Consider the following 18,137-nt stretch of genomic DNA (forward strand, 5'->3'; position numbering starts at 1 on the left):
TCTACTTTGCTTGTGCCGCTTGTAATAGTACAACATCTATCACTTGCTGCGACTTGCGGCGGCCACCGCGTTGCTGGCCCAGTTCACTGCGCTGATCGTTTGCATTTACCTGGGTCAATGCGACACGCAGGCATTGCGCGAGATCACCTTCCCAGATGGATTGCACGCCGCCCATGCGTTCATAGTTCTTGGGGCCGGGTGCAAATACAGGATTATGCAATGCCAGCGCAGTCAGCTTTTCTTCAGGCACTTTGGTAATGCGTGCCATCGCTGGCAAGCCCATGACGCGTATGGTGGCTTCTGGCAAGGCATAACAGGCATCGGCCATCATGCCGCTGGTGATGAAGCCACCAGACAGTGCCTGGTCATATACCAGCGCGATGACCTTGTGGCCAGACTGTCTGGCTAACTCTATGCATTTACCCAGATGTGCCATATAGCTGTTAATGCCCAGCATTTCATCGCGGTGGCGCAAGCGTTGGCCCTGGGTATCGACCAGCAGCAAGATAGCTCTTTGCGGATGATTACGCACTGTCGCCAGCACTGCCCTGGCTTGTGTCAGTGCAATCTCTACACCTATGGGTGTGTGGCCGCTGGTACCGATCACGCTGATACTCTGTTCATCGATAACTGCTGTGCCAGAAATGAAATCATCAACGATAGTGACCTCATGGCCTTGCGGGAATAACTGCGCAAGCAATTGCATGCTATCCATGTTGGCGCTCCGTCTGCCTGACGCTGGCGCTCAGTTGCAAGAAAGCCTGGGTATCGAGCATGGCAATATCCTCTGGATGTTCTATGCCCATGGCAGCCCAGATATCCATGGGTTCAGTCTTGCTGCCAAAATCTTGCAGGCGCGTCGTCAGCATTTTTTGTTCAGCTTCCAGTGCAGCCAGGCTGAGCGCAACTTCGCTTTGTACACTGTCCTGCATGGCTTGTACTATCGCCGTCTTGAAGGCGGCATCATCGTCGGCCACCAGCATCTGGCAATCACCGAGCAGATAGCGGTGCTTGCCGCCAGTAGTACGCCATACCAGCGCGCGGTCATGTGAATCAAATTCCTCAACGCCGTTGGCAGTTTCTATGACTTCTGGGCCGGACATCGCGAGGCGCGCTTCTTCCGACATGATGATGACATTCGCGCAACGCGAGACTATGCCCATGCCACCAAAGCAGCCATTACTGCCACCGATGACAACGATGACGGGTATGCCAGCAGCACGCACAGCCAGCAAGGCACGCATGACTTCAGACACGGCAATCAGGCCCGCATTGGCTTCATGCAGGCGCACACCGCCTGACTCTGCCAGCAACACCAATGCCTGCGGCTTGTGGATGACGGCTGCACGCATGAGGCCCACCAGTTTGGCACCATGCACTTCGCCTACTGCACCGCCCATGAAGCCACCCTCCTGCGCGGCGACATAGACTTGCCTGCCATCGACAGTGCCGCGACCGATGACCACGCCGTCATCAAAGGACACAGGTGCATTCAGTTGCGGCAGATGCGGGCTGGTCCACTCTTTTGCGGGTGGCAAAAATTCTGCGAAATCGCTGATCAATGCGGTCACTCTTTGCCTGGCCGTTGCTTCCAGATAGCTGCTCATTTGACTTGCTCCAGGCAGGCTTCTATGGCTTGATCCATGCGCAGGCTGACAACGGCGGGGGTAGCGCCCATGTCGTTGATGGCAATGCGGCAATCGGCCAGCTGCCAGCGCTGGTTAAAATCATGCATGACTGCTTGCCAGATCGCACCAAAGCCAGTGGCAGCCGTGCTGATTTCTATCTCGCAGGCCAACTGCAAATCCACAGCCTGCACCAGTACTTCAAGATTGCCTGAGCTGACCACGCCGACTAGTTGCGCCACTGGCCCCAGCTTGCGCTGTCCTTGTTCAAAGCGGTATACCAAAGTTTCCATGATGAAGTTCCTTACCAGTTCCTGAAGCGCTTGGGCGGTTGATACAGGCCACCCGAAGCGCGTACCAGGTCTTTCATATTCTTTGCGGCCAGCAGATCACGCGTAGCCATGCGTTTGTCTATGCCCAGGTCTTCTGCGCGCTTGATGATGCCGCGGTCACGCAGGTTTTCTACCATGCGTTTGTCACGGGCCAGGCCAACTGGCGTGTAGCCAGCAACACCGCGTATCGCTTGCTCACGCTCTTCTTCACTGCGGCACAGAAGCAGGTTGGCGATGCCTTCTTCCGTCAGGATATGGGTGACATCATCACCATAAATCATCACCGGTGGTATGGCCATATTGGCCTGTTCTGCCAGTTGCCAGGCATCGAGTTTTTCTACAAAGGCGGGTTGCATGTGCTCGCGGAAAGTCTCCACCATTTGCACCACCAGCTTTTGTCCGCGCGGTATCTGATTGCTGCCTGCCCGTGCTTCACGACCTGCCTTTAGCCATGCAGGGCTGGCATGGCGGCGGCCACGTGCATCAGCACCCATATTCGGTGCACCACCGAAACCGGCTATACGCCCCAGCGTTGCGGTAGATGAATTGCCCTGCAAATCGATTTGTAAAGTAGAACCTATGAACATATCGCAGGCATAATGCCCTGCTGCCTGTGACAGCGCGCGGTTGCTGCGCATGGAACCGTCAGCACCGACAAAGAAAACGTCAGGCCGGGCACGGATATAGTCTTCCATGCCAAGCTCAGAGCCGAAGGAATGCACGGATTCGACAAAGCCTGCTTCTATCGCGGGTATTAGTGCCGGGTGCGGGTTCAGTGCCCAGTGGCTGGCAATCTTGCCTTTCAGGCCCAGCGATGCTGCATAGGTGGGCAAGAGCAATTCTATCGCAGCAGTATCAAAGCCTATGCCGTGGTTGAGTCGCTTGACTTCATATTCAGCATAGATGCCCTTGATGGCCATCATCGCCATCAAGACCTGTATCTCGGAGATCAAGGCCGGGTCACGGGTGAACAGGGGTTCTATGTAATGCGGTGTCGGTGCCTGCACGACAAAATCTACCCAGCCTGCCGGGATATCGACACGCGGCAAAACATCGACTATCTCATTGACCTGGGCAATCACGATGCCGGATTTGAAAGCAGTGGCTTCAACTATTGTTGGCGTATCTTCAGTATTGGGGCCGGTATATAAGTTGCCTGCGCGGTCTGCTGACTGCGCAGCCACCAGGGCCACGCGTGGTGTCAAGTCAACAAAATAACGCGCATACAATTCCAGGTAGGTATGGATGGCACCGATATTCAATTTGCCTGCCGAGGCCAGCTTGGCAAGACGAGCTGCCTGCGGACCGGAAAAAGAAAAATCCAGCTTGCTGGCGATGCCATTATCAAATACATCCAGGTGTTCAGGCAGGGCCAGCACGGATAGCAGCATGTGCAAATCATGGACACGTGCAGCATCCAGCCTGGTGAGTGCCCTGGCCAGGAAATCTGCCTGCTTCTGGTTATTCCCTTCCAGGCAAACCCGGTCGCCTGTTTCCAGTACCGCATGCAGGCAATCACCAATGCGCTGCTGCGGAAATAGCTTGCCCTGCAAATCAATACCCAGCACGTCGGCAGCCCTTTGCAGGCGCTGCTGGCGATTGGTTTGCAGGGTGTTCCAGCGACCGGCTGCGGTCATTATTTTGCTCCCATCAAGGCATCAGGAAATGCGGTGGCGATATGCGGGAATACACACAGCAAAATCACCGCTACCAGCATCAATAACAGAAAAGGCATGACACCCCAGACGATATCCTTCAGGGGGATATCAGGCGCAATATTTTTGATGACAAAAATATTCAAACCCACGGGTGGATGTATGAGCCCCATCTCCATGACGATGGTCATGACCACGCCAAACCAGATCAGGTCAAACCCGGCAACTTTCAAGGGTGGCAAGATGATTGGACACATCATCAGGATAATCGATACCGGTGGCAAAAAGAAGCCAAACACCACCACCATCAGCAAGATCACTGTCAGCAACATCCATCTACTCAAGTGCAGATCGACCACCCATTGTGCCGCAGACTGGCTGATGTGCAGATAACTCATGACATAAGAATATAGCAGCGACATGCCTATGATGAACAGCAGCATCGTTGATTCTTTGATGGTCGAGGTGATGAAGGGCGAAATGTCTTTTGGCCGCCAGACACCATATACAATCGCAATCAATACCATCGCCAGCAAGGCACCCAGGCCTGCTGTTTCTGAAGGTGTGGCATAGCCACCATACAGAGCCACCATGACACCAATGAGCAGGATCACGAAGGGCAAAACCCGCGGCAGCATCTCGACTTTTTGCGCGAGAGTGAAATGTTCTTCTTCCAGATAAGCTGATTTGACACCACCCTGTTCGTACGCCTTGTACGCAATCGCATACTCACGGCGGGCGCGATATACAGCATAGCCAGAAAACAAAATCACCAGCAAAACACCCGGGCCTATGCCAGCCAGGAACAAACGTCCCAAAGACTGTTCAGCAGCAACGGCATACAAAATCATGGTAATCGATGGTGGCAACAAGATACCTAAGGTGCCTCCGGCAGCGATGATGCCTGCTGCAAAGCCAGGCGAATAACCACGCCTGCGCATTTCTGGTATACCAGCCGAACCGATCGCGGAACAGGTCGCAGGTGAGGAACCTGCCATTGCTGCAAACATGGCGCAGGCGAATACATTGGCGATACCGAGGCCGCCCGGTACCTTGTGCAACCATGCATGGATGGCTGAATACAGGTCACGTCCGGCGGGTGATTTACCTATCGCTGCACCTTTTAAAATAAACAACGGTATCGACAACAAGGTGATCGACGCCATTTCTTCATAGACGTTCTGGGTAATGGTATCGAGTGACGCGGCAGGCATGAAAAAATACATGAAACCGGTGGCCACTACGCCCAGAGCAAAGGCGATGGGCATGCCGGAAAACATCACGACCAGAGTCACAATGCCATATAAAACGCCGAGGGTAAGCGGACTCATGCTGGCCTCCCTTTGCTGCTTGTATTGGTGGCGGCAGCCAGTATCTGTACCAGGATTTGCAGTGACAACAGTGTCATGCCGGTTGCCATCATGGCATAGGGTATCCACAAGGGCGGCGCAAATGTGGAGGAGGTAGTTTGTCCATCCACCCAGGCTTCATGGAACAGCGTCCAGGATTTCCAGGAAAAGAACAAGCAAAACGTCGCGCTGATGATATCCACCAGCAACAGACGAAAGCGGTTGACTGCTGGCGGCAAGATGGATGACAGGACTTCTATGCCTATATGACCACGATAGGATTGCACGTAAGCCGCAGAAAAGAAAGTCACGCCTATCAGCATGAAGACCGAGGCTTCATCTTGCCAGTCTGTCGGTATCTTGAAAAGATACCGTGTGACGACAGAATAGGTGAGGATGAAGGCCGTCAGCAGCATGGCAAACATGGAAATGCGCACGATGGCCTTGTTAATCCATTCCAGTACTTTTGCCAGCCGGGCTACAAAGGGATGGTCCGGAACTGGAGGCCCTTTAGGAGTTGCTATTTCAAAGCCATGACTCATAATAATTTCTCCGCCAGCTTCAGTAATTTGGCGCAGTTTTCATTTTTGTCGGCATAGTCTTTCCAGGCCGTGGTGCGGGCGATTGCCTGCCATTTCTTGACGGTGGCAGCGTTCAGGTCAACTACCTTGGCGCCTTTCTTTTCATAGACAGTGGCGACGGCAACATCATCCTGCTTGGCGGCCTTGATGGCAAAGGTTTCGAGTTCTGCCCCCACCGTCATGATGGTGTTTTGCTGGTCTTTCGTCAGCTTGTCAAAAATTACTTTCGACATCATCAGCGGCTCAAACATATACCAGTAACTTTGGCCGCGACCGCTGGTCAGGAATTTGGATACTTCTTCCAGACGGAAAGAGATCAGCGACGTCGATGAAGTCATGGCAGCTTCCATCGCACCCGTTTGCATGGCGGCATAAATTTCATTCGATGGCAGGGATACCACGGCAGCACCAGCAGCTTTTAATACCAGATCGACTTCACGGGAGCCGCCACGTATCTTCATGCCCTTGACATCGTCCGGATCGACCACCGCCTTGGTGCGCGATGCCACGCCACCAGCCTGCCAGATCCAGCTGACCACGACGATGCCCTTGTCCAGCAAGAGTTTATTCAGTTCCCTGCCTACTTCGGCATTCTTCCATGCTGCGCCCACTTCATAGGATGGCACCAGGCCCGGCATGAGGCCAATATTCACTTCTGGCACTTCGCCACCGGCGTACGATAAAGGCACCAGCGACAAATCCAGCGCGCCCTTGCGCATGGATGAGAATTGCGCATTGGTCTTCATCAGTGAAGAGCCGGGATAGATTTCAAACTTCAGGCTGCCATTCGTGCGCTTTTGTACTTCTGCGGCAAACATGCGGCACAGACGATCACGAAAATCACCTTCTTCCAGCGTGCCGCCTGGGAATTGATGGGAAATTTTCAGCGCCGTACTTTGTGCCCAGGCAGTCATTGGCGACCATGCCGCCGCTATTGGTGCCATGCTTAAAGCTTGCAAGACTGTTCTTCTCTTCAGTTGCGACATGATTACTCCTAAGGTTTTATGGATGAGACATCTCTTTTTGACAAGCTTTTGCCTTGTCATTGATCTTTGCATATCCCGCTAAAAACTCTGCCTTGTATGCCTTATTAAAATTCTTGTATACAAGATCGACTATTTTGCATTCAAAGTCAACTTGAATATATACTAGGCCTACGAATTAATTAGATACACAAGAAAAATGAAAAACCGATCAGCAAGCCTGCGGGAAGAAATAGAAGAATTGATAGCAACAGGACAACTGCAGCCTGGCCATCACCTTGATGAAACCGAGCTGGCCGAGCGCTTTGGCGTATCCCGCACCCCCATACGTGAGGCATTGATACAACTGGCATCAATGGGCATCATAGAAATGCGGCCAAGACGTGGTGCCCAGGTGGCCACCATCAGCCCGCAGCAACTGGTAGAAATGTTTGAAGTCATGGCAGAGTTTGAAGCCATGTGTGGCCGCATGGCGGCACGCCGCATGTCCAGGCAGGAACAGGCAGATTTAAAAACTGCCCATGAAGCCTGCAAAGAAGCACGTGATGCCGAAGACCCGGACGAGTATTTTTACAAGAATGAAGTGTTTCACTACCTGATTTATCGCGGCAGCCACAATGATTTTCTGGAGACGCAAGCGATGAATTTGCACCGTCGCCTGCGCCCTTACCGTCGCCTGCAATTGCGGGTACGTGACCGTATCGCCAACTCCTATAACGAACATGACCAGGTGGTGCAAGCCATCTTGCAGGGTGAGGCTGAACTGACCGCGAATTTATTGCGCGGGCATATCATGATACAGGGTCAGCGTTTTGCGGATCTGATTGCATCGCTGCCGAGACAAAGCGCTTGAACCACAAAGCAGATGCTACCGAGGTAATGCAATCAATGGCCCAGGTCTTCAAGTTTGATTTTTTCAGCTTTCAATAATTTCACTTGTTTGCCTTGCAAATCCGTATCAAGTTGTCCCAGCCTGACGCGGAAATATTTATATGGCTTCACTTCATAAGTAGGACCAGGCACGACCTTGTCATCCAGCATGAGGTCCAGGACCAGATGACGATTTTCATCTGCATAAGCGACATAATCGAAAAAGCAGGCTTCGCCGCCCATTTCCGGATAAATTAGTTTGGTTTTGCCATCCAGCGGGGCAAGCACATCTCTTTCTTCCTTGCGCAGCACCATCATGCGTGGCTGGGCAGTTCTTTGCTGTGCTATCAAATTTTCTGTCAGTCCTCTGTCGCTGAGCCGTATCCAGAACATGGCCAGGCAACGATCGATGGCTAACAATTCATGTCCTGTACCAGGATCGCGCTGAAAGCTGATGACAGCAGGTTTAATCGCCGCTTGTCCTTTGGGCTTTTCTGGTTCAGACGTCTGCTCTTTTTGCAAATCAGCATTGCGTCTGGCGACATCTGCCCTCGCTTCTGCGAGTGTGGGTATGCCCAATGCTGTTCTTTCCTGATCCGTCACTGCTGTTTCGTCGATTTCATATAATTTCCATGGCTGCAGGCTGCCATGCTGGACTGTCTGCGAACCATACCACTGAGGCTTGTGCAATTGCATCATCATCCTGTCCCAGGCCAAAGCGCGCAGGCGCTGGAAACGCACCTGATCCGGTTGAAGAGTCACGGCAATATTGATGAGGCTATATGCAAGGCGTATGTCTTCCAGCGTCGTGCCGTGTTGATAAATCATGGCCGCGTGAAAATAATCTTCTGCACTGCTTAGCTTTGTAGTTTGCAACATGCTCAATACTGCAGCACGACGATCCCTGTCATTATTGATGATATGAGAAAAATCATTCTGTGCTGATTTACGTTCGTTCTGGTCTGCTTCATACATGGCACGCAAGCGCTCATTCGATGCCGCATAGCTGACATCCACAATACCAACAAATGCAGTCGCGATAATGATGTATTGCAGTAGCTGTCTGGCACGCATGGAGTCCCCTAACGGAATAGTAAAATAATTGGCATTTATGAATGCTAATTATTCTACTATGGCTTGCGCTGATTCTCTGCTTTTTGCGTATCAAAGAAATAAGTCATGCGCTTGCGCGGGCTCAGGTATTCATACACTTCTGGCGACAGCTGGCCGGGCTTGAGGCTGGCAGTGATGTCTAGTATGGGTTCGTGTATCAGGTCCAGGATGATGGCTTCGGACTTGGGTACGCTGGGGTCATAGATCAATACGCTGGGGCGCAAGGGTTTGCCTGAATTGACGCCCACCACCATGCCAAAAGTACCGTCACTGAGTTTGACGATGGTACCTGGCGGATAGACGCCCATGCAGCGTATGAAGATGTTCAGTGCCGTTGCATCGAATTGCTTGCGCTGGTGGGCAAACATATAAGACATGGCTTCATACGGACTGAGTGAATCAGCAGGGTTGGGTTTGTTGCACAGATTATCGTAGGCATTGGTGATGGCGACTATGCGCGCCAGCGGCGAAATACGTTCGGCTTTGAGTTGTTGCGGGTAACCGCTGCCGTCAGCCAGCTCATGGTGTTGCGCGATGATCTCGGTCACGCCCTTGGGCAGGTTCAGCTTCTCGGCAATCTGCTGACCATAGTGGCTGTGCATCTGCAAGAGATTTTGCTCGGCCTTGGTCAGGGCAAAGGCCTTGTTGACGATACGGTCAGGGATCTCGACTTTACCTATGTCGTGGAACATACAGCCCATGCCCAATTGCTTGATGTCGTCCGCCGGAAAGGATAATTCTTTTGCCAGCATCATGGTCAGCACGGCCACATTCAGAGAATGATAATAGGCTTCTTCGCCGACTATCTTGTCGTTCATGAGATGAATGGCGATGTCTTTATCGATCAGCAAGGAATCCAGCATTTGCTGCACCAGTTGTTCAGCTTCACGCACAGATTCCTGCGGGCGCGAAAATAGATTCTTGGTGATATTTTTGAGGGTATTGGCAGCCTTCAGCAATTGCTTCTCGCATTGGGCGATGGCATTGCGCTCCTTGATCAAACGATCTATGCGCGCTTTTTTTTCAGCGATCAGGGCCAGTTCTTCCGGGCTGTGCACGATGGCTGCTTCTGGCTCCACTGTCTCTGCAGTTTTTGCTTGTGGCGGCAAGGGACGATTATCGGATTTGGACGGATTGACCCTGATGGTTTTCAAGCCCAATTGTTTTATCGCATTGATCTCTTGCTGGCTCTTGATCTTGAAACTATTAAGGGCAAAAGAATGTTCCAGCCATGAAATATCCAGATGCACATATAAGCCTATGCATAATTGCTCAACTGGAACATCAACGGTAATTGGGGTTGCGCACATGTAAACACTTTAAAGCGGATTGAACTGAACTAAGCTCATTGTAGCAAAATGCTGTATTGGTCTATTTTCCAACAAAAACATGGGTCAAGGTTGACAAGTTTGAGCCGGGTGCCAGAATATGCCTGAAGCCTAAGGCCTTGCCTGCTGGCATAACAACATACCAACATACAGCAACACACTCCAGGATAAATCTGATGACACGCCCACTTGCCAGTTATAAATATTACGATTTTGTTATGGCAGCATTTGTTACTGTGTTGTTGTGCTCGAATCTCATCGGCGCGGCCAAGGCGGCACAAGTCACGCTGCCGATATTGGGAACAGTGACTTTTGGTGCTGGTGTGCTGTTTTTCCCTATTTCTTATATTTTTGGCGATGTACTGACTGAAGTGTATGGCTATGGACGTGACCGCCGTGTGATCTGGGCTGGCTTTGGCGCGGTCCTGTTTGCCGCCATCATGTCAGTAGTCGTACTGGCCCTGACACCAGCTGCGGACCCTTTTAACACCGAGTACCAGACTCACCTGAATGCAGTGTTCGGCAATACTCCAAGAATCATCCTGGGTTCAGTTACCGCATTCTGGTGTGGCAGCTTTGTAAATAGCTATGTGCTGGCCAAGATGAAGGTGGCGATGGAAGGCAGGCATCTATGGATGCGCACCATAGGTTCGACCATTTGCGGCGAATTCGTTGATTCCAGCCTGTTTTATGTGATCGCTTTTTACGGTATCTGGTCAGACAGCCAACTGATAACAGTCATGGTCGCGCAATATATTTTGAAGACCAGTTGGGAAGTCGTCATGACGCCGGTAACGTATAAAGTCGTCGCCTTTTTGAAGCGCAAAGAGAATGAAGACTACTATGACAAAGATACCAATTTCACCCCTTTCCAATTAAAAGTATAAGCAGGATCAACATTTCATCGGGGAAATTTTCCTGGAGCTTGGGCGCGTCTGCAACTGGCCTGAAAATGCAGACTTGCTAAAGTTTTAGGCAATTTGACCGTTCTAAGTGCGAACAGCCTTATTTTGAGCACTTATGTTATGTTTCCATTAAAAGTATTCCGACTCTTTGAGCAAGCCGCAGAAATGCCGCATGCCACCAGCCAATACCGCCGCCCTGTTGCACACGGGCAAGCACAAGATGGCAAATCTACCGTTGAAGAAGCCACCTGGCCAGAGGTAGAACGCCGTCAAGCCGAAAACCGGCGGAGTGCCGACCGCCGCGAAAAACAGCAAGCCATTTTGCTCAATACCCGCAAATTGCAAGGCAGACGCAAAGACCCGGGGCGACGTCTGAGCGATAAACTGGCTGCGCCAAATTCACGCATTCATTTTTCTATCAAGGGTTAAGTGCGGGCTTTTCAGTTGCCGGGACTCACGCCTAGCTTGCGTAGAATACTCTCCATCAAGCACCACTTGCTGACGCCACTCTGCAACAAATTAATGCCGACAAAAACCGTGAAACCCAGCCACCACTGATGCACGAACAGCGGGCTGCCGGGTATGCCCAGCGCCAGGCTCAAAAGAATAAAGCAACCTGCAACGATGCGCACGATTTGCCAGCTGGTCATGATGAAGCTCCTTGTTGGTATTCAGGGTGGTTTTTATAAGCGTGGTAATACAGCAGCGGTATCACTATCAGTGTCAGTAAGGTAGACACCAGGATGCCAAAAATCAGCGAGATCGCCAGGCCATTGAAGATGGGGTCATCAAGGATGAAGAAGGCACCCAGCATGGCAGCAAAACCGGTGAGCGCAATAGGTTGCGCACGTGTGATGGCAGAGCTGACTATCGCATCCTTGAACACCATGCCAGCGGCTACCTGCACATGGATAAAGTCCACCAGCAAGATGGAATTCCTGACGATGATGCCTGCCAGGGCGATCATGCCTATCATGCTGGTCGCGGTGTATTGCGCGCCCAGCAGTGCATGACCCGGCATGACACCGATGATGGTTAAAGGTATTGGCGCCATGATGATCAGCGGCGTCAGGTAAGAGCCAAATTGCGCCACTACCAGCAAGTAAATCAATATCAAACCAACTGCATAAGCAGCGCCCATGTCGCGGAAGGTTTCATAAGTGATCGTCCATTCGCCATCCCATTTCAGGCTGAATCCACGATACGGGTCAGATGGCGCGTGGATAAAAAATTCATTGAGCTTGCCACCATCAGGTGCAATGATTTTTGCAATATCTTTGCGCATGGCGAACATGCCATACAGCGGGCTGTCTATGGCCCCTGCCATGTCAGCAATGACGTAATTGACTGCCAGGCCATCCTTGTGAAACAGCGGTTGTTCACGCAGAGTATCTGAGATACTCACCAGCTCACGCACCGGCACCAGCCTCCCTTGCGCCGACCTGACACTCAGGCTTAACAGGCTATCCAGATTACCTTGCTCAGTGACTGGCAATTGCAATTGTATAGCGGTCGCATATTTGCTTTCGTCATGCAGATAGCTGGCTGCATCGCCATGCAAACCAGCGCGCAGGGTTGTGACTATGGTGGCCTGGTTGATGCCCAGTGCTGCAGCCTTGCGCTGGTCTATCAGCAAAACCTTGCGCGGCGCATTGATGATGCCGCTGTCATCGACATCCACCACGCCCGCAGTCTTGTTGAATACGGCACGCACAGCGCGAGCGACTTGCTGACGGCCTTCATCTGTGGGGCCATAAATTTCTGCAACGATGGCAGCCTGCACTGGTGGACCGGGAGGTACCTCCACTACTTTGACATTGGCAGAAAATCGTTGACCAATTTCCTGGAGTGCAGGACGCAAGCGGCTGGCGATGGCATGGCTTTGTTCGCTGCGATGCTGCTTGTCCACCAGATTGACTTGCAGGTCGCCGACATCACCACCAGAACGCAAATAATACTGACGCACCAGGCCATTGAAATTAATGGGCGCTGCTGTCCCTGCATACACCTGATAGTCAGCCACTTCTGGCACTTTGGACAAGTAAGTACCAAGCTCGCGCAAGACTGCAGCTGTTTTTTCTACTGGCGTACCGGCAGGCATATCAACGATGACTTGGAATTCTGATTTATTATCAAAGGGCAGCATCTTCAATTGTACCCAGCCGAGTACCGGCAAGATAATGGACATGGCGATCAGAGCGAAAATTGCCAGCGCCAGCGTCCAGCCATTCCATCGCCCCTTGCGCTCATCGAGGAAGGGACGAAATACGCGCATAAAAATACTGCCAATTTTTTCCTGCAATTTACTCTCATACGTATTGTTACCATACTTCAACCAGATACGCGCCAGCCAGGGTGTGACGATGAAAGCGATCGCCAGTGACAGCAACATACCCATGCTGGCATTGATGGGGATGGGGCTCATATACGGCCCCATGAGGCCGCTGACAAAGGCCATGGGCAGCAACGCTGCAATCACGGTCAGCGTCGCCAGTATGGTGGGGCCGCCGACTTCATCTACTGCGGAGGGTATGATTTCTGTCAGCGATTTGGCGGGAAACAGCGCCTGATGCCTGTGTATGTTTTCAACCACGACGATCGCATCATCCACCAGTATGCCTATGGAAAAAATCAGGGCAAACAGGGATACCCGGTTCAGGGTAAAGCCCCAGGCCCAGGAGGCAAACAGGGTTACCGTCAAGGTCAAAATCACTGCCGTGCCGACAATTGCTGCTTCGCGCCGCCCCAGTGCAATAAACACCAGGGCCACCACGGAGGCAGTAGCAAACAATAATTTCTGTATGAGTTTTTTGGCCTTGTCGTCAGCAGTCTGGCCATAATTGCGCGTCATGCTGACTTCCATGCCTTCTGGTATCACAGTATTGTGCAGTTCTGCCACGCGCTGTTTAATGGCATCAGCAACAGCAACCGCGTTCTGGCCAGCTTGCTTGCTGACGGCGATGGTAACAGCTGGATATTCGGCAGCGTCTTTACCTGCCTGACCATGCCAGACATAAGAGCTCACTGGCAATCCACCATCCACCACTTTTGCCACATCGCCCATGTAAATGGGCTTGCCTGCCTTGACGCCGACCACCACTTCAGACACGGCTTGTGCATCATGCAAAAATGGCCCTGCATCGATAGCGACGCTTTGATTCGCATACGTCAATTCACCGACAGGCAAACCCAGGTTGACGGCTTGCAGGCTGTTTTGCAGATCCGCCACTGTCAAGCCATTTGCCGCCAACCTGGCTGGATCCAGTTCTATGTTGATGGCGCGACCGGGGCCACCTGTTGTGCTTACTTCACGCGTGCCTTTTACACGCTTGAGTTCAGCTTCCATGCTTTGGGCAACACGCTCCAGATCATACGCTGCGGTCTGTGGATTCTTGCTCCACAAAGTCAGGGCGACGATGGGTACGTCATCGATGCCTTTGGGTTTGACGATGGCTTCCTGCACACCCAATTTTGCGGGCAACCAGTCGCGATTACTGTGGACCACATCATACAAACGCACGAGTGCCTCAGTGCGCGGCACGCCAACTTCAAATTGCACCGTCATGATCGCCATGCCTGGTCGCGATACCGAGATTACATGTTCGACATTGGCGATATGCCCCAGCACCTGTTCCGCTGGTATTGCGACTTGCTGCTCCACCTGTTTCACCGATGCGCCGGGAAAAGGTATCAACACATTCGCCATCGTCACATTGATTTGCGGCTCTTCTTCACGCGGCGTGACGATGATGGCAAATACGCCAAGTAAAAATGCCACCAGCGCCAGCAGGGGCGTGATTTGTGCAGTCTGAAAAAACTTGGCTATGCGGCCAGAATATCCCAATTGTTTTGCCATGGCCTATCCTCAGCGTGACTGCGCTGCTGCCAGGGGGTTGAGTGCCACCTTTTCACCTGCGGCAACACCAGCCAGCACTTCTTGCTCGCTACCGATGACGGGGCCAGGCTTGATCTGCCTGAGCATGGGCCTGCCTTGCGAATTGACGACATACACAGCATGCAACTCTGCACGGCGCAATACTGCTCTGGCAGGTACATACAGGCGTGCAGCATCATCCTTGCTCACGGCTTGTCCAGTTTGTGCGGCCTGTACTGGTAATTGCAGACGCACGAACATGCCGGGTGCCAGCCCATGCACCGCTGGCAAATCCAGACGCAGTTGCACGGTATGCGTGCTGGCATCTGCCACGGGCAAGATGGTGAATTTATTGAGTTTGATGATACCTTGCGCGGCTGGCAGCGCTGGTATCTCTACTGTAATGCTCTGGCCTTGCGCAAGGCTGGCTAGCTGGATTTCCGGTAATGTTGTCGTCACGCGCAGGGCGGCAGGATCATATACCGTCATCAGGGCCTTGCCCGGCGTGACCATGTCGCCCTGGCTGATATAGACATCGGCAATGCGACCCACATACGGTGCAGTCAATGTATAAAACCCTGCTTGCGTCTGCACTGCACCTGCCTGGGCTATTTGTGCATTCGCATCAGCGGTGGCTGATTTGAATTGTGCTTCGGCTCTGTCGAGTTGCGCCTGACTGATGTATAGACGCGCAAGCAGCTGCTTTTGCCGTTCAAAATCCTTGCTTGCCACCTGCAAAGCCGCTCGCGCTGCGTCCACCTGCGCCCTGCTGGCATGTGCCTGCTGGCTGGCGGCACGGCCATCGATGCGTACCAGTATTTGCCCGGTCTTCATGCTGTCACCAGCCTTGACTGGTAAATTTGTGATCGCGCCGGATACCTGGGCAGCGATAGTCGTTTGCCTGACAGCTTCGACCACGCCATCTGTTGTAATCTGGCTGGCTGCATTGCTGGACCTGACCGTAGCCACCTCCAGCTCTGCGGCAGACGCAGTGACAGTTGCACTTGGCACTGCAAACAGAATAATCAATAAAGTAAGCACTTGCTTCATCACGGAGTAATCAAGGGTTCTGGATTAATGAATGGATGCTGGTGGCACGGATAGCAGGTTTTTCGCAGATGCTTTTTGCAGGTGTTCTTTACATGCGCTGCAAAAATATAATATTCTTATTTGCGCAATTACGCAAATAGTAAATTAAGCATGTGCAATCATCGTGACTAGGGGTATGATAGAAACATTCCCACTACTACATTGACTGTTATGGACGGATTATCTGATCAGGCATTGATACAGATTGCCCATTATTTTTCGGCGCTGGCTGAGCCTACGCGCTTGCGTATCCTGAATTGCCTGCGCGAAAAAGAACATAATGTTGGCGAGCTGGCCGAGCGTTGCGCATGCTCGCAGGCAAATGTCTCACGCCATCTGTCTACCCTGGCCAAGCACGGCCTGGTGGCACGCGAAGGTCGTGGTACTTCGGTGTATTACCATATTGCGGATGAATCGATTTATGCCCTGTGCGATCTGGTGTGTGGCAACGTGGCACGCCAACTGGAATCACAAGCTGCCATCTTGAATGGCACGAATATGACGAATGGCAGCCGCAGCCTGAACTAAATCGTGTGAGCTAGGCAATGGCGCGGTAAACAAGACTGGCAGCCACACATAGCAGCACCGCCACAAAGATCATTTGCACTTTTTGCGCAGGCAACTGCAGGGCTATGCGCCTGGCCAGCAACATACCGCCTACCGTAGTCACCACAAACACGGCGGACAGCAAGACGGGTAAATGGGCACCACTCAGCAAGGCTGATCCCACGCCCATCGAGCCAACAATGCTGACCACCAGCAGCGAAGTCGCTACTGCCACATGCATGCTGGCATTGGTGTAATGCCTGAGCATGGGGACGATGACGAAGCCACCGCCCACGCCCAACAAACCTGTCATGAAGCCAGAAACCGCGCCTATGCCAGCGATCACTGCCCCGGTTTTGAAAGACCATTCAAAGCGACCTGTACTGCTATTGATACGCGCCATGGCAGCACGCTTGTCATCATGACAGTCAGGCGAACGCAATTGCATAATCAGCCTCACAGCCACCACGCCCAGTATCATGGCAAACACCAGCATCAGCCATTGCTGCGACATGCGCTGCGCAACTTGCACGCCCAGCAGGGTCGGCAGGCTACCCGCCACCGCCATCAGGATGGCGGCACGGTAACGTACCAGCTTGCGTACCAGGCCTTCTATCGCGCCTATCATGGCGGCACTGCTGACGGCCAGCAAGGCCATGGGCATGGCTTGCTGCATGCTGAAGCCCTGGGTATACACCAGTGCAGGCACTGCCAGTATGCCACCGCCAGCCCCGGTCAGGCCCATGATGAGACCGACCAAAGCACCGATGAGCGCGACCACAAGTTCTGCTGCGGAGAGGAACATATCGAGAGTTTGGATAAAAATATGCGCTAGTGTATTCCTGGCTAGCCTTCACGTCGAGTGTGAAACTAGGCTTAATGTGGCGCTCGCATTTCGGATGTCAAAATCAGCAACATTTTTGTTATTATTCAAAAACTCATTTCATCGCGATGCGCGAGCTCATCATGAATCCAGACACCAATCCACACGTACACAGCTTATTCGATACGCAAACCTGTACCGCCACCCATATCGTCTTTGATGCGCCTGGCGGTCATGCTGCGGTAATTGATCCGGTGCTGAATTACGAACCCAAATCAGGGCATACCACCAACAAATCTGCCGATCAGGTATTGGAATTTCTTGCGACCAATAACTTGACATTGCAATGGCTGCTGGAAACTCATGCCCATGCGGATCACTTATCAGGAGCACAGTACCTCAAGAAAAAGGCCGGGGGCAAAATTGCCATAAGCAAGAATATCAGCGCGGTGCAAAAAGTATTCAAGGTCCTGTTTAATCTGGGGTCAGACTTTCCGGTGAATGGTAAACAGTTTGATGTACTGTTCGTGGATCAGGAGGAATTCTCCATTGGTCAATTGCAGGCCAAGGCTATCAACGTTCCTGGTCATACGCCAGCGGACATGGCGTATGTCATTGGTGACAGTATTTTTGTAGGCGACACCTTGTTCATGCCTGATGTTGGTACTGCGCGTTGCGACTTTCCTGGTGGGGATGCAACTCAGTTATACCACTCGATACAGAAGCTCTTGTCCTTCCCGCCTGATACGCGACTATTTCTGTGCCACGACTACCCGCCTGCGGGACGCGAAGTCTGCACACATACCAGCGTGGCGAAACAAAAAGCAGACAATATTCATGTGCGTGATGGTGTCGGTGAAGCTGAATTTGTTGCCTTGCGCCAGAAGCGTGACAGCGGGCTGGAAATGCCTTATCTGTTGATACCGGCAATACAGGTCAACATCCGCGCAGGGGCCTTGCCCAATGCTGAAAACAACGGCATACGCTATTTAAAAATACCATTGAACAGTCTTTAAAAAGCAGCTACTCCAGATAAGCAAATACTTATCAACTCCACAACAAGA

The 18,137-nt window shown here is 52.2% G+C and carries 18 protein-coding genes; 5 read left to right on the plus strand and 13 right to left on the minus strand.

Translation table 11 applies throughout. From position 1 onward, the window contains the following. Position 1: 1 nt before the first annotated feature. The 7 genes from mdcE to dctP are packed head-to-tail and all read right to left on the minus strand — an operon-like array spanning position 2 to position 6,528. Positions 2–715, minus strand: a complete 714-nt coding sequence (gene mdcE, locus ACO0LD_RS26110) for a biotin-independent malonate decarboxylase subunit gamma (protein WP_423011452.1) — start codon at positions 713–715, stop codon at positions 2–4. Continuing rightward, positions 708–1,607 (minus strand): biotin-independent malonate decarboxylase subunit beta, encoded by a 900-nt coding sequence (locus ACO0LD_RS26115; RefSeq protein ID WP_423011454.1) that lies wholly within the window; start codon positions 1,605–1,607, stop codon positions 708–710. Before ACO0LD_RS26115 ends, mdcE begins: the two co-directional genes overlap by 8 nt. Next, the gene (gene mdcC, locus ACO0LD_RS26120; protein ID WP_423011456.1) at positions 1,604–1,918 is read right to left on the minus strand and encodes a malonate decarboxylase acyl carrier protein; all 315 of its coding nucleotides are present in this window, start codon (positions 1,916–1,918) and stop codon (positions 1,604–1,606) included. The genes ACO0LD_RS26115 and mdcC overlap by 4 nt, the downstream gene beginning before the upstream one ends. Before the next feature lie 11 nt (positions 1,919–1,929). After that, on the minus strand, positions 1,930–3,594 hold the full coding sequence (mdcA, locus tag ACO0LD_RS26125) for a malonate decarboxylase subunit alpha (protein WP_423011458.1): 1,665 nt from the start codon (positions 3,592–3,594) through the stop codon (positions 1,930–1,932). Then, positions 3,594–4,943 (minus strand): TRAP transporter large permease, encoded by a 1,350-nt coding sequence (locus tag ACO0LD_RS26130; RefSeq protein WP_423011460.1) that lies wholly within the window; start codon positions 4,941–4,943, stop codon positions 3,594–3,596. The genes mdcA and ACO0LD_RS26130 overlap by 1 nt, the downstream gene beginning before the upstream one ends. Beyond that, a complete protein-coding gene (locus ACO0LD_RS26135; protein ID WP_423011462.1) occupies positions 4,940–5,503 on the minus strand; it encodes a TRAP transporter small permease in 564 nt (187 codons plus the stop codon). Before ACO0LD_RS26135 ends, ACO0LD_RS26130 begins: the two co-directional genes overlap by 4 nt. Continuing rightward, positions 5,500–6,528 (minus strand): TRAP transporter substrate-binding protein DctP, encoded by a 1,029-nt coding sequence (gene dctP / locus ACO0LD_RS26140; RefSeq protein ID WP_423011464.1) that lies wholly within the window; start codon positions 6,526–6,528, stop codon positions 5,500–5,502. Before dctP ends, ACO0LD_RS26135 begins: the two co-directional genes overlap by 4 nt. Positions 6,529–6,724: 196 nt before the next feature. On the opposite strand from dctP, the gene ACO0LD_RS26145 reads away from it, so the two are divergent. Further along, positions 6,725–7,378, plus strand: coding sequence for a GntR family transcriptional regulator (locus ACO0LD_RS26145; RefSeq protein ID WP_423011466.1), 654 nt, complete (start codon positions 6,725–6,727; stop codon positions 7,376–7,378). Between the two features lie 32 nt (positions 7,379–7,410). Here ACO0LD_RS26145 and ACO0LD_RS26150 read toward each other — a convergent pair whose 3' ends face one another. Together ACO0LD_RS26150 and ACO0LD_RS26155 are read right to left on the minus strand one after the other, a co-directional pair. Next, positions 7,411–8,469 carry a hypothetical protein gene (locus tag ACO0LD_RS26150; protein ID WP_423011468.1) on the minus strand — a complete coding sequence of 353 codons (1,059 nt, stop codon included), beginning with the start codon at positions 8,467–8,469 and terminating at the stop codon, positions 7,411–7,413. A gap of 56 nt (positions 8,470–8,525) precedes the next feature. Continuing rightward, positions 8,526–9,818: an HD-GYP domain-containing protein gene (locus tag ACO0LD_RS26155; protein ID WP_423011470.1), complete on the minus strand. Its 1,293-nt coding sequence runs from the start codon at positions 9,816–9,818 to the stop codon at positions 8,526–8,528. Between the two features lie 194 nt (positions 9,819–10,012). Between ACO0LD_RS26155 and ACO0LD_RS26160 the strand changes: the two genes are divergently transcribed. Together ACO0LD_RS26160 and ACO0LD_RS26165 are read left to right on the plus strand one after the other, a co-directional pair. After that, a complete protein-coding gene (locus tag ACO0LD_RS26160) occupies positions 10,013–10,723 on the plus strand; it encodes a queuosine precursor transporter (RefSeq protein ID WP_423011472.1) in 711 nt (236 codons plus the stop codon). A gap of 138 nt (positions 10,724–10,861) precedes the next feature. Continuing rightward, positions 10,862–11,170 (plus strand): hypothetical protein, encoded by a 309-nt coding sequence (locus ACO0LD_RS26165; RefSeq protein ID WP_423011474.1) that lies wholly within the window; start codon positions 10,862–10,864, stop codon positions 11,168–11,170. Between the two features lie 11 nt (positions 11,171–11,181). On the opposite strand, the gene ACO0LD_RS26170 is transcribed toward ACO0LD_RS26165, so the two are convergent. Genes ACO0LD_RS26170 through ACO0LD_RS26180 form a run of 3 tightly spaced genes read right to left on the minus strand, consistent with a single transcriptional unit; the run spans position 11,182 to position 15,665 of the window. Then, positions 11,182–11,391: a YgaP family membrane protein gene (locus ACO0LD_RS26170; RefSeq protein WP_423011476.1), complete on the minus strand. Its 210-nt coding sequence runs from the start codon at positions 11,389–11,391 to the stop codon at positions 11,182–11,184. After that, positions 11,388–14,597, minus strand: a complete 3,210-nt coding sequence (locus ACO0LD_RS26175) for an efflux RND transporter permease subunit (protein ID WP_423011478.1) — start codon at positions 14,595–14,597, stop codon at positions 11,388–11,390. The genes ACO0LD_RS26170 and ACO0LD_RS26175 overlap by 4 nt, the downstream gene beginning before the upstream one ends. 9 nt (positions 14,598–14,606) lie before the next feature. Continuing rightward, positions 14,607–15,665, minus strand: a complete 1,059-nt coding sequence (locus ACO0LD_RS26180) for an efflux RND transporter periplasmic adaptor subunit (RefSeq protein WP_423011575.1) — start codon at positions 15,663–15,665, stop codon at positions 14,607–14,609. A gap of 210 nt (positions 15,666–15,875) precedes the next feature. Between ACO0LD_RS26180 and ACO0LD_RS26185 the strand changes: the two genes are divergently transcribed. After that, complete coding sequence (locus tag ACO0LD_RS26185) at positions 15,876–16,232, plus strand: ArsR/SmtB family transcription factor (protein ID WP_423011480.1); 357 nt, start codon at positions 15,876–15,878, stop codon at positions 16,230–16,232. A 10-nt stretch (positions 16,233–16,242) separates the two neighbouring features. On the opposite strand, the gene ACO0LD_RS26190 is transcribed toward ACO0LD_RS26185, so the two are convergent. Beyond that, entirely contained in the window at positions 16,243–17,055 is an 813-nt protein-coding gene (locus ACO0LD_RS26190; RefSeq protein WP_423011482.1) for a sulfite exporter TauE/SafE family protein, read from the minus strand. A gap of 161 nt (positions 17,056–17,216) precedes the next feature. Here ACO0LD_RS26190 and ACO0LD_RS26195 point away from each other — a divergent pair, with 161 nt between their 5' ends. Continuing rightward, entirely contained in the window at positions 17,217–18,089 is an 873-nt protein-coding gene (locus ACO0LD_RS26195) for an MBL fold metallo-hydrolase (protein ID WP_423011484.1), read from the plus strand. Positions 18,090–18,137 lie beyond the last annotated feature (48 nt).

The sequence above is a fragment of the Undibacterium sp. Ji83W genome (assembly GCF_049340385.1).
In the GTDB taxonomy this organism is placed as follows: domain Bacteria; phylum Pseudomonadota; class Gammaproteobacteria; order Burkholderiales; family Burkholderiaceae_D; genus Undibacterium.